This window comes from Roseofilum reptotaenium CS-1145, from assembly GCF_028330985.1.
Classification (GTDB): domain Bacteria; phylum Cyanobacteriota; class Cyanobacteriia; order Cyanobacteriales; family Desertifilaceae; genus Roseofilum; species Roseofilum reptotaenium.
Genome location: NZ_JAQMUE010000021.1, coordinates 23,454 through 35,572 on the forward strand (window position 1 = coordinate 23,454; position 12,119 = coordinate 35,572).

A 12,119-nucleotide genomic window follows, 5' to 3' on the forward strand; every position below is an offset into this window, starting at 1 on the left:
ATATAAGCTGGATCTAGAGGGATTTCAGCATGAAGAGGTAATTGATGGATATCGGAGTTCCTAAAGAACGGAAAGATCAAGAATTTCGGGTGGGACTCACCCCTAGTAGTGTACGGGTGTTGACTGAACGGGGTCATCAGGTCTTTGTGGAAACTGGAGCAGGTGACGGGGCTGGGTTCATAGATGGAGATTACTTAGATGTGGGGGCAAAGATTGTCCCTTCTCCAGATCTGGCATGGGATCAGGAGTTGGTAGTAAAGGTAAAGGAACCGTTAGCTTCTGAGTATGGGTTTTTGACTTCTGGAAAGTTATTGTTTACTTATCTACATTTGGCGGCCGATCGCCCCTTAACGGAAAAATTAATAAAATCGGGGACATTGGCGATTGCCTATGAAACCGTAGAATTACCCGATGGTCGCCTACCCCTGCTCACGCCCATGAGCGTTATTGCTGGCCGGCTATCTGTGCAGTTTGGGGCCCGTTTCTTAGAGCGACAACAGGGGGGGCGAGGAGTTCTATTAGGCGGTATTCCAGGAGTTAGTCCCGGACAAGTAGTCATTCTTGGCGGCGGTGTCGTTGGTACAGAAGCCGCCCGCATTGCCATAGGAATGGGAGCCAAAGTCCAAATTCTAGATATTAATGTGGAGCGCCTGGCAGAGCTAGAAACCCTATTTGGTTCCAGAGTGGAATTGCTCTATAGTAATTCGGCCCAAATTGAACGAGTGGTTCCCGAGGCAGATCTGCTTGTTGGGGCTGTATTAGTCTTAGGTCGTCGTGCCCCTCAATTGGTTGCCCGCAGTTTAGTGGGGAGAATGAAACCTGGTTCGGTGCTGATTGATGTTTCCGTTGATCAAGGGGGATGTATCGAAACCCTGCACCCCACTTCCCACACCCAACCCATCTATATAGAGGAAGGGGTTGTCCATTATGGTGTCCCCAATATGCCAGGAGCCGTACCTTGGACAGCAACCCAAGCCTTGAATAATGCCACGCTGCCCTATGTGTTGCAATTAGCCCATGCGGGAGTCGGCGCTCTGAAGCAAAATCCTGCTTTGGCCAAGGGAGTGAATATCAAGAATAATCATATTGTCCATCCAGCCATTCATGACTGCTTTCCAGATTTGGTGACTTGAGGAATTGAGAGTATACCAGGAAGAATGGGAGTCGGTTATGCCCCGTCTTCATGTACTTCCTGAAGAATCTGCGTCTCTTTAGAGCATAGAATGTCAAAAGCGTCTCACTTTGCGGTACAACTAGAAGTAAGATAAACCGATAAAAAACTTTACTGAATCTGGAGGAAAAAACTATGGATTGGCGTGTAGTCATTGTTTTACTACCGATCGCTATAGCTGGAGGATGGGCCCTTTTCAATATTGGTGCAGCCGCTTTAAATCAGATTCAGAACTTGTTAAACAACGAGGAAGCGTAGATTGCCACAATCAGGTAAATCCCTGATGTGCTGGGGGGCTAGATCTCCTAGCCCCCTAATTGTTGGTTCTATGGAATCGATATCTTTCGTGATAGCCAATGGTGATCCAATTCTCCGACCTTATTCCCTATTACCTATTCCCTAGCGCGAAGCGCTATAACTTGTGACAAATGGAGATTTTGCAATCCATTCCTCCCTTACCTCCTTCTCTGGAGATTTGGCAACAAACGATGAGTTGGCAACCTACCCCCAGCCAATTAGATCAATTCCAGCAGCTCTATGGCTTAATTTTAGCGGGGAATCGTCACATGAATTTAACCCGCATTACTGAGCCAACCGAGTTTTGGGAAAAGCATTTATGGGATTCTATTCGCCCTCTGGCGTTTGGTCTATCTTCCCCTCAACCGCAAGATTTACCGCTCCAACCGTGGACTACGGATCGACCCCTGCGAGGTCTGGATATTGGCACTGGGGGAGGATTTCCTGGATTTCCGGTGGCGTTTAGTTTAGGAGCAATTTATCCGCAATTAGAGTTAACGTTGCTCGATAGTACGCAAAAGAAGATCCTGTTTTTAGAAGAGGCGATCGCCACCCTAAAGTTACCCGATATTAGGGCTACTGTGGGCAGAGCTGAACAGATTCATCACCAACCCGACTATTATCAACAGTATGATTTTTGTTTAATCCGAGCTGTAGCCAACGCTGAAGTCTGTGTACAGTATGCCTTTCCCTTTTTGAAACCAGGGGGTCTGGTCATTTTATATCGGGGGCGCTGGACTCAGGACGAGGAAAAAATCCTCAACCAAACCCTACGCAGTTTAAGAGGAAATTTAATCTGGATAGATGCCTTTATCACTCCACTCAGTCAAGCCACGCGACACTGTATTTATGTGCGAAAGGAATGTTTACCATTACCGGTTACCCGTTCCCTATAAACCATAGATAAAGTTAATCAATAAGGGAACTGTAAACATCATTAAGATACTTAAAGGTGCGCCCACTTTGGTAAAGTCAAAAAACTTATAGCCTCCTGGACTATACACCATGGCATTCGTTTGATATCCAATCGGAGTCATAAAACTATTGGAAGCAGCAAAAACAACCGCATACATAAAAGCATAGGGGTTCAAGTCTAGGGTTTTAGCGACTTCCACAGCAATGGGTAACATTAGAATGACGGAGGCATTATTAGAAAGAATTTCAGTAAGCAGGGAAGTGATAATAAAGAAAAAGAACAGTATCCAATAACCCGAAAAATTTCCTCCTAAATGGATTAAGTTTTGAGCCAACCATTGAGTTGCACCAGATTTATTCATCGCTATACCTAGGGGAATTAAACCGGCTAAGAGGAAAATGACATCCCAGCGCACAGACCCATAAATTTCCCCTGGTTTTAAACATCCCGTCATAATCATTAACACTACACCAGTTAAAGAACTGACCAAGATCGGCAAGATATTAAAAGCGGCTAACAAAATCACTCCGGTTGTAATTCCTAGAGCTGTCTTTGCTTTTTGTCGCCTTGAAATATCTACAGGTTTTTCTTCTAAAACCAGTAACTCACGGGTCGTTTGTAAACCCAAGAAACTCTGTCTTGGCCCTTGAATTAATAACAAATCCCCAAATTTCAATCGGATTTTACCAAGTCGTCCTTGGACGAATTCTGCACCTCTTCTAATGGCTAATACGGTCGCATTGTAGCGTTGTCTAAATCGCAATTCTTTTAAGGTAGTTCCAATCAATCTTGAATTCGATAAAATTAGAACTTCTGCAATTTTTTCTTCTCCTGAAGCGATGACTTTTTCTATGGGTTGTTCTTGAAATTTGACATCGGCTAAAATTTCTAGTCCCCTGGATTCTCGAATTTTGAGTAATTCGTCTCGACTGCTCCGAATCACGAGAATATCACCGGCATTTAGAACTTTATCCCCTAGAGGTTGGGAAAAGCGCTGTTTATCACGAATAATTTCGAGTACATCTAAGTCAAATTTACGCTGAATTTTGGTTCTTTGTAACGTCTTACCAATTAAGCTCGATCGCGGACTAATGACGACTTCACTGACATAGTCTTTAAGGTTATAATCTTCTCCTACAAGGTGAGTTTGATGATCGGGGAGTAATTTGGGCGCGACCAAAGCTAAATAGGTGAGGCCAATAATAAATACTAATATTCCCAATTTGGTAAACTGAAAGACTGAAAATTCACCATAGCCAAGTTGAGCCGATACACCACTGGCGAGAATATTGGTTGATGTGCCGATTAAGGTGAGCAATCCGCCTAAAATTGTGGAATAAGATAAGGGAATGAGTAACTTACTGGGTGAAATTTTTTGGCGTTTACTCCATTCTTCAATAATCGGCAAAAAAATGGCTACAATTGCGGTATTATTAATGAATCCTGAGATAGGCCCGACAATTGAACCCATGACGAAAACTTGCTGAGAGGGATGATTTCCTGCCCAACGGATTATCCGGTTCCGGACAACTTGAATCACACCGGTTTTGGTGATTCCTGCACTGAGGATAAACATGGCCATAACGGTGATTGTGGCAGGATTACTAAAGCCAGAAATCCCTTCTTCAGGAGTGACCAGTCCCAGTAACATTAAAGCAATGGCAATGGAGAGAGCGGTAATATCGGCAGGTAGCCATTCTGTAATGAAAGAAATTAAACCAAGAACAACAACAGTCAGCGTGAGAATAATGGGCATAGTTGGGGATTAGTGATTTAGAACAGAGAACGAGATGCTTTTCCCTGTTGATTGTTGAGTGTTTAAGGACTGGGGAGTTGAAGTTGTTGTAAGTTGGTGAGGTGTTCGGGGCAAAGGGTGGCAACGCCAGCAACCATGACTTTGCTACTGAATCCAGCAACGGCTTGTGCTTGTGTTTCGGTAACGCCTTGTGCAGCGAGTTGTTGAGCTACCGTGTTGATATGTTCTTGGAGGGTTTGTCCAGAGTTTAAGGCGCTGCATGTTTGTTGGGCTAATTCTAGGGCTTTTTCTTGTCCGATCGCCTGATAAGCTTGTTGTTCGAGGGGCGTTAATAAGGTGGGAAGGAAGTCTTCAAAACTGGCAGGGGTAAGGGGAAGTTGAGCTAATGCAGGGGAGGTGAGACTAACCAGGAGGGAGGTTAGGCTGAGACAGGAGAGTTTGGAGATTAAGGACATGGGTCACGAGTTATTGATCAGATTTTTCCTAGTTTAGCAATTGCATCAGGAATTGCCCTAGGGTTCGAGTTCCTCAAACGTGACTTGGCGTAAGTTGGGGGGAACGATCAGGCGGCGGAAACTGGTTTTATGGCTTTCCCGCTGACCGATCAGTTCGACGGCGATCGCCTCAAATTGGATTTCCATGGCTCCTTTGGGGACAGTAAAGTTAAACAGAATACTGCGACGATCTCGACCATCCGGAACCAGATCGACGATCCAGCGCGGTTCTTCTAAGAGGGTACGGGTTTGGGCATCTACTAACCAGTATTTAATGTGGATATGGGGCGATCGCGTGGCTAAAGAGGCTTTAATGGGAATAATTTCTTCAGCGATCCAGTCCCGCTCTGGTGCTTCTAAGAGGGGAGTCGGTAAAGGAGGTGGAAAAGATAGGGCTTCTGGTTCAGATGATTCTTCTGGAGTCTCAGATCCAATATCTGCCTGGGTGTAGCTCCGATCTAAGACAATTTCTTGGGACTCTTCTGCTGGCGCGAGGAGCAAGGGAAAACTGGCGGTACCTTCTAAACTATGGGTAGAGTCCTCTTCGACTAACTCGCCTTCAATCACATTATCTTCTTCAAAGTCTGCCGCGATCGCCTCTTCTTCTTCTGAGTTGGTATTACCTTCTACCCAATCTTCTGCTTCTTTAGCTAGATCGTTGAGTCGCTCGCTAAATTTATCTTGCAGATGTAGGGAGTGAAATGCTTCATCTACGGGGGAAGGGGGAGAGGGTTCTGGGAGTTCGGGCGTTTCTTCCTGGGCTTGGTGGTTGAGATTCAGGGGGGGTAAGGTGAGATTGAGCTTCGGTTTGGGGAGTTCAGATGAAGGTGGAAGCTGGGGTAAATCGCGATCGGGAGGGGGTTGGATGCCTTGGAGTGAGGGTAATTGCAGATATTTGACTTTGGGAGAGTCAGAGGGGGGAAACAGTTGGGGAGGAAGGGAAGGGGATGCGGACGCTTTCCAGGGTTGATCGGTCTCTGGTGGGGACTCTTTAGCGATGTTGAATAGGTCGAGGTTGACAGTGGGAGGGTTGACAGCCGGAGGCGGAGGGATGGAATCGCTCGTTAGAGGGAAGGGCAGAATGGACGGTTTGCTGGTTTCCTCCGTATCTCGTCGATCGGTAATGGCCTCCATGAGTTGTTGCAAACCGGTAGTAATACTAAATTGGGTTTCGGTGAGGGGGGTTGGCGGAGTTTGGGGGCCTTGAGCGGGAAGAGCTGGAGTTGACCAGGAGTCAAAGAGTTGAGCTTGTCCGAGGATAAAACACAGGGAGGTTAAGGGAGGTAAGTTAAAGCTGTATTCAAAGGGAACGGGTAGGCTTTGCACAATAAGCTGGTGTTTAAGTGCTTGGAGAATTTCCAGGTTTTGGGGGTTTTGCAGAGTAATGGCCAGTTGCAGGCCGATGGGTTGGGGAAAGGTTTGGGGGCGATCGCTGCGTAACTGCCCTGTTATGGTAATGGGAGTGTTGCTGGTTTGCACATACATGGTGCGATCGAGAATGAGTTCTAAAGAGGACAGATCCAGGTTTTCCCAGGATGATGAGGAGCCTAAAACTGGAGTCGGTTTGGGTCGTTCTGGGGGAGGAGGAACGTCAAAGAAGCTACTATCATAGGCTTCGGGTTTTTCGGATTCTTTGAGTTCTTGGGGCGCTTCGGATTCTATCTCTTCTTCTACTTCATCTGGTTCTGGATCTAGACATAACGATTCTAGGGAAACTTGATAGCTTTGGGGAGGTTGGTCTGGAGGATGGGCAATACAAGTAATTTCCCACAGTCCTGGTTTCAGGTAAGTGTAGGGAAAGACGACCATCAGGCCTTCTTTGTTGGTGTGGTGCTGACGAGTTTGAACTTGGGGAGGGGAGGAGGGTTGCAATTGGTAGCTGAGGTGAATGGCGATCGCCGTTTGCGGATAGTTAGAGCGCAGGACTAGACGATATTGTCCCTCTAAAACTTCTACACTAGGGGGTTCTAGGGGTAACCAGGCGCGATCGCCGTCTTTTTGAATGAGAAATTCCCAGGCTTTCATATGTGCTGGTTTGCAGGTGTGCCCATCACGGTTGCTTAATTAGGTCTCATCCTAACCTAATTGGGGTCTGTTGGGCGATCAGATACAGCCTGTTTTTTACCTCAACCCAGGTTGTAGGGGCGAAAAATCTTTCGCTCCTACAGTCCCTAAAGGCTACAACATCACTGTATTGGCATCCCGAATTCCAGCAACCTTGAGAATCTCCTCTAAAATCCCCTCGGGTAAGGGATCGTCAATCGTCAGTACCATGACCGCATCGCCACGCACGATTTGCCGTCCGACTTGCATACTGGCAATATTGACATTAAAACTACCCAACAAAGAGCCAATTTTACCAATGATCCCTGGCATATCTCGGTGACGGGTAAACAGCATATGCTGATTGGGTGGCACGTTAATCGGAAATCCATCAACCATAGTAATCCGAATTTCGCCATCACCCAGGAGTGTACCGGTGACTTCATGTTCTTCTGAGGGACCTTTTGCTTGCAACAACAGAGACCCCTTATAATCGCAGATACTGGCATCACGGGTTTCAATCACGCGAATGCCTCGCTCTTGAGCTTCGATAGAGGCATTCACATAATTAACACGCTCCCGCAGCGCTCGTGAGAGCAAACCCTTGAGTGCGGCAATGACAATGGGTTGGCTTTGGTTATTGGCCAGTTCCCCTTGTAGGTGAATATTGAGGCTTTCTACGCGATCGCCCACAAGCTGACTAACCAGATTACCCAACGTTTCCGCCAATTGCAAATAGGGGCGCAACTGTTCCAATGCATCCGGATGTAGTCCGGGAATATTCACTGCCGAGCGTGCAGGCAGTCCCAGAAGCACATCCCGAATTTGTTCAGCCACATCAACCGCGACATTGACCTGGGCTTCCGTCGTGGAAGCGCCTAGATGAGGGGTTAAAATCACCTCTTTACCTAATTCCGTCAAAGGAGATTCACCCAGGGGTTCACTGGCATATACATCAAGGGCTGCACCAGCAATTTGACCATTCTTCAAGGCTTCAGCTAAGGCCGCTTCATCAATAATTCCCCCTCTAGCACAGTTAATAATCCGGGCAGTGGGTTTCATTTTTGCCAAAGACTCGGCATTGATTAAATTGGCCGTTTCTGGAGTTTTGGGAATGTGGAGGGTAATGTAATCGGATTCTTGCATGAGAACATCCATATCCACCAGCCGACAGCCCAATTGATCCGCCCGTTCTGCGGAGATAAAGGGATCGAAGGCAATGAGCTTCATTCCCATCGCTTTAGCGGCTGCGGCTACATGGGAGCCAATTTTGCCTAAGCCAACAATTCCTAGGGTTTTCTTATAGACTTCAGTGCCGACAAACTTTTTGCGCTCCCACTGGCCATTTTTCACAGACTGGTTAGCATCGGGAATATGACGGGACAGGGATAGCATTAAGGCCAGGGCCTGTTCAGCAGCGGCGATCGTATTGCCTTCTGGTGAATTAACGACGATAATCCCTTTGCGGGTAGCAGCGGGAACATCTACATTATCAACCCCAACCCCGGCACGACCGATGATTTTCAGTTGTACACCTGCTTCGATGATGTCTGCGGTGACACGGGTTCCTGAGCGAATCATGAGGGCATCGTATTCCGGAACGATTTTCATGAGTTCTTCAACCGGAAGGCCAGTTTTGATGTCAACTTGAGCAACTTGAGATAGGATATCAATTCCAGCTTGATCGATAGGATCGCAAACGAGAACTTTAGGCATGATCAGGGGAGAATAACGAACACTTGATAACGGCAGAGCACGTTGCTCTCCCGCCGTTTTAGCTAACCGTAGGCTATTGTACCCCTAAACCTGGCCTAAACATGAGCAATAGGGAGGGAGACACAAAGCAAACCGATCCAGGGAGAGTCCACAACCCTGGAGAAACAACGGGCTGATATCAATGAGATAATCAACTTTAACCTTAATTCCCCACTCATTACTCATTACTTAATTCCCCAATGACCATCTTCGACGAACTCGATCGCCACCCGCACCAACTCTTCGTACAAAAAACCCAAATGGGAGAAAGCCAAGCCTATTTGGCCTCTGTGACCCTCGAATGGGTCTCTAATCGGGTTCGTTTTGCCTACCAACTGCCTCTGTTTCAACAAAAATTCGACCCCCAAACTCACAATCCCATCCGGGATGCTGAAACCATTGAACAACTGCAACAGCGCCCCCTCGACTGGTCCCGCCAAGCCCCCTTAGCCCAATATCTCGCTGTCCGTCCCAACCACAAATTTCCTCCCCTCCTCGCCGTGATTGACGCTCCTTGGGTCGAAGAACCCTACGCTCCAGAATGGGATGGAGATCTCGCCACTGAGTCAGCCGCCCAATTTACTCCCCTGAACCGCGAGCAAACTCTGGGATTGCTTAACCTCGATCCCAGTTTCTCGCTCTTTGCCCTCGACGGCCAACATCGGCTCATGGGTATCCAAGGCCTGATGGAACTGATCCGTAGTGGTTCCCTACCCAAATATAAGAAAAACAAAAAGCCTACTGGCTCGAGCATCACGGCCGAAGATCTCTACCAGCACTACCCCATCACCCCCAGTCAACTACAAAGCCTGGGGCAAGAAACCATCGGTCTAGAAATTATTCCCGCCGTTCTCCCTGGCGAAACCCGCGACCAAGCTAGGAGTCGCATCCGCTCTATTTTTGTCCATGTCAACCTGATGGCGGTGCGCCTCAGTGCTGGTCAACTGGCGCTTTTGAATGAAGATGATGGATTTTCTATTGTTGCCCGTCGTATTGCTGTTAAACACTCCCTGCTGAAAGCAGATGGCGATCGTCACCCTAGAGTTAATTTCGACAGCGCCACTGTCTCGACCAAATCCACCGTTCTCACCACTCTCCCCGCCCTCAAAGATATGGCTCAAGCCTATCTTCAGCATCCTTATCCCCACTGGAACCCTACTGAAAAAGGATTGATTCCCCTACGCCCGGAAGATGAAGAACTCGAAGAAGCTATGGCCACTTTTTCTACCCTCTTTGACCATCTTGCCACTCTGCCCAGCTACCAAGCCTTAGAAATGGGAACGTTGAGTACCGACCTACGCCGGTTTAGCTTTGAAAGCCATGATGGTGCAGGTCATATGTTGTTTCGCCCTGTAGGTCAAATTGCCCTCGTGCGCGCGATCGGTATCCTCGTGTACCAGCACCACCTCAGCCTCACCCGCATCTTCAGCCAACTTTGCACTTACGATACTCAAGGCGGTTTCAGTCACATGGATCATCCTGAATCCCTCTGGTATGGCATCCTTTTCAACCCCACCAAAAAACGCATCCAAGTCTCTGGCCGCGAGATCGCGACTCGCCTCCTCATCCACCTGATCGCCGACACTCCCGACTCCTTAGAACGGGCCCAACTGCGCCAAGAACTGGCCAACTCCCGCATGTTCCAAGACAAAGCCCTCAACTTCGAGGGTAAATTTGTTCACCCGCGCCACCTTACTTTACCGGAGCCATTAGGGTAATGAGGCAATGAGGAATAGGCGATCGCTGTGTGTCCCTAGAAAACATTCATCACATCATTTTCGCCCTTTTCAACTACTCAACCAATAAATGAACTTTGGTTAAGGGGTTATTGGAGTCATTGTCCTCTTGCTCTTTCATTAACCGTTTCGTATGTTGAATAGCCCTCTCCTGTTCTTTTCGGAGATGCTTATAATAATCTCACCCTTTTTCATCTGTATAAGATTCATTACGCTTAAGAATATCCTTATTCTTAAATATTCTGTCCAATTTTTGGTACACCTGATCGCTGGTCAATGGACGACTCGTATACTCAAAATGTAGTAAAAACCATAAATCAAAACAGGGAACTGAGAAGATCTGTTCATCATCTCTAGCCATTTTACACGCTATCTCAAATTCTGGGCGATCGCCATCAAATACGCAATAGAGGCGATCGGGTTTTTCTTTCTCTTGCAATCGCTTCCCTTCTTGCACCACTTTTCTTGCATCACCACTCTTTCCTCTAGACGCTGGAACTACTTTAATCTTAGTTGTCACTAATTGCAGTTCCTCTTTCAGAGATTGAAAATATTGATATTCTGTCTCACCCTCTACCACAATAAGAAAATAGTCTTTCGGCTTTCGAGCGCCCTGCTTACGTCTCAATTCATTCTTCGATTTTCCTTTATGTGGCATGATTAAATTTTCAGACCTCCTACAAATGGAATCGCACCATAGCGACCGAGTAAATAACCTCTTTGTAACGATTCATCTTCACGGGGACGAAATTCTAATAGTGAATATAAATGCGTCTTTTGTCGCTTTTTTTCCGTAAACCAAATTTGATCTTGGCGAAACAAATCTCGATCTAAAAGGGTGGTATCATGGGTTGTAAAAATCAACTGAGCATGGTGGGGATTCGTCTCTGGAGTATGGAACATTTCTACCAAACTACGAGCTAAAGTAGGATGAAGGCTTCTTTCGAGTTCATCAATGACGATCACCTTGCCCTCTTGTAACGCTTCAATCCATACTCCCCCTAATTCAAACAGTCTTTGTGTCCCATCAGACTCATCATCGATCAACAAACTTTGTGGAATATTATGAGTAGAAGTGCCTTTTTCATAGGTCTTATGGGCAAAAACAATTTTTCCGTCTTCAAAATTAATATGATCGATTTCATTATTAGATTGATTCAGTAATTTAAAAATCTTACTGTGAAAATTTGGATCGGACATGCATTTATTAGCCGTATATGCTCGATGGTTGTCTTTAGACTCCAGCGTTGTGATCACATTTAAATTCGTCTTGAACCAATTAAACACCTCTAGCAGTTGAGGATGATTATTTTGAGCTGCATGGGATAAAAACAATGAATTGGGGCGCACTAAATTCTTGATTCGTTGCTTTTCACCTTTTAAGCTGGGGAACGACCATTCATACCCACGATCTCTAGGCCTCAAATCTTTATTGTCAATATTATGTTTGCGAGTAAACCAAGTTTGCACTCGTTGTTTCGGGTAAGCAATTAACCATTCTTCAATTACATGAGTTTTGTATAAAATCACTCCATATTCATAGCGAATCTTATTCTGAATAAATATAATTTTTAATTCTGTAATACTGCTGGAGTATAGAATATGGAGGGTCGGTTTCATTTCATATTCCAGAACAAAAAACTGAACATCAAATTCATCTCCTTCTTGCATTCGACTGGCGGAATTGATGACAATATTTTGAAAGGTTTTCAGAGCGCGAACTAAATTACTTTTTCCCGACGCATTCGGCCCATAAATTGTTGTACTCTTGAGCAAGTGTAGATCCTTAGAATTGGGTGCGGCAAACGTATGGCTTTCCCAGAACCGATCCACATCTTCAGAAGCCACCAGACTTAAAGTTTGACATTCATTAATTGAGCGATAGTTGGTAACACTAAACTCGATTAGCATAAAAATTGATTAATTTCCTGATTTGATTATAAATCCTAAA

Annotated in this window: 10 protein-coding genes; 4 read left to right on the forward strand and 6 right to left on the reverse strand. The window is 46.1% G+C overall.

Annotated features, from left to right (window positions below):
• Nucleotides 1–44: 44 nt before the first annotated feature.
• From ald to rsmG, 3 genes are all read left to right on the forward strand, one after another.
• Nucleotides 45–1,133: an alanine dehydrogenase gene (ald, locus tag PN466_RS02605; protein ID WP_271936727.1), complete on the forward strand. Its 1,089-nt coding sequence runs from the start codon at nt 45–47 to the stop codon at nt 1,131–1,133.
• A gap of 173 nt (nt 1,134–1,306) precedes the next feature.
• On the forward strand, nt 1,307–1,429 hold the full coding sequence (locus PN466_RS02610) for a photosystem II protein Y (RefSeq protein WP_271936728.1): 123 nt from the start codon (nt 1,307–1,309) through the stop codon (nt 1,427–1,429).
• A 170-nt stretch (nt 1,430–1,599) separates the two neighbouring features.
• Entirely contained in the window at nt 1,600–2,364 is a 765-nt protein-coding gene (gene rsmG / locus PN466_RS02615; RefSeq protein WP_271936729.1) for a 16S rRNA (guanine(527)-N(7))-methyltransferase RsmG, read from the forward strand.
• On the opposite strand, the gene PN466_RS02620 is transcribed toward rsmG, so the two are convergent.
• The 4 genes from PN466_RS02620 to serA all read right to left on the reverse strand — a co-directional run bounded on the left by PN466_RS02620 (nt 2,359) and on the right by serA (nt 8,393).
• Nucleotides 2,359–4,140 carry an SLC13 family permease gene (locus PN466_RS02620; protein WP_271936731.1) on the reverse strand — a complete coding sequence of 594 codons (1,782 nt, stop codon included), beginning with the start codon at nt 4,138–4,140 and terminating at the stop codon, nt 2,359–2,361. The two genes, rsmG and PN466_RS02620, sit on opposite strands and share 6 nt — an antisense overlap.
• A gap of 62 nt (nt 4,141–4,202) precedes the next feature.
• Nucleotides 4,203–4,595 carry a DUF732 domain-containing protein gene (locus PN466_RS02625; protein WP_271936733.1) on the reverse strand — a complete coding sequence of 131 codons (393 nt, stop codon included), beginning with the start codon at nt 4,593–4,595 and terminating at the stop codon, nt 4,203–4,205.
• A gap of 57 nt (nt 4,596–4,652) precedes the next feature.
• Nucleotides 4,653–6,659: a hypothetical protein gene (locus PN466_RS02630; protein WP_271936734.1), complete on the reverse strand. Its 2,007-nt coding sequence runs from the start codon at nt 6,657–6,659 to the stop codon at nt 4,653–4,655.
• Between the two features lie 153 nt (nt 6,660–6,812).
• A complete protein-coding gene (serA, locus tag PN466_RS02635; protein ID WP_271936735.1) occupies nt 6,813–8,393 on the reverse strand; it encodes a phosphoglycerate dehydrogenase in 1,581 nt (526 codons plus the stop codon).
• Between the two features lie 239 nt (nt 8,394–8,632).
• Here serA and PN466_RS02640 point away from each other — a divergent pair, with 239 nt between their 5' ends.
• A complete protein-coding gene (locus PN466_RS02640) occupies nt 8,633–10,150 on the forward strand; it encodes a DGQHR domain-containing protein (protein WP_271936737.1) in 1,518 nt (505 codons plus the stop codon).
• A gap of 199 nt (nt 10,151–10,349) precedes the next feature.
• Here the strand turns inward: PN466_RS02640 and PN466_RS02645 are convergent, their stop codons facing one another.
• Both PN466_RS02645 and PN466_RS02650 read right to left on the reverse strand, forming a co-directional pair.
• Nucleotides 10,350–10,826 (reverse strand): RloB family protein, encoded by a 477-nt coding sequence (locus tag PN466_RS02645; protein WP_271936738.1) that lies wholly within the window; start codon nt 10,824–10,826, stop codon nt 10,350–10,352.
• A 2-nt stretch (nt 10,827–10,828) separates the two neighbouring features.
• Nucleotides 10,829–12,079: an AAA family ATPase gene (locus tag PN466_RS02650; RefSeq protein WP_271936739.1), complete on the reverse strand. Its 1,251-nt coding sequence runs from the start codon at nt 12,077–12,079 to the stop codon at nt 10,829–10,831.
• Nucleotides 12,080–12,119: the final 40 nt, after the last annotated feature.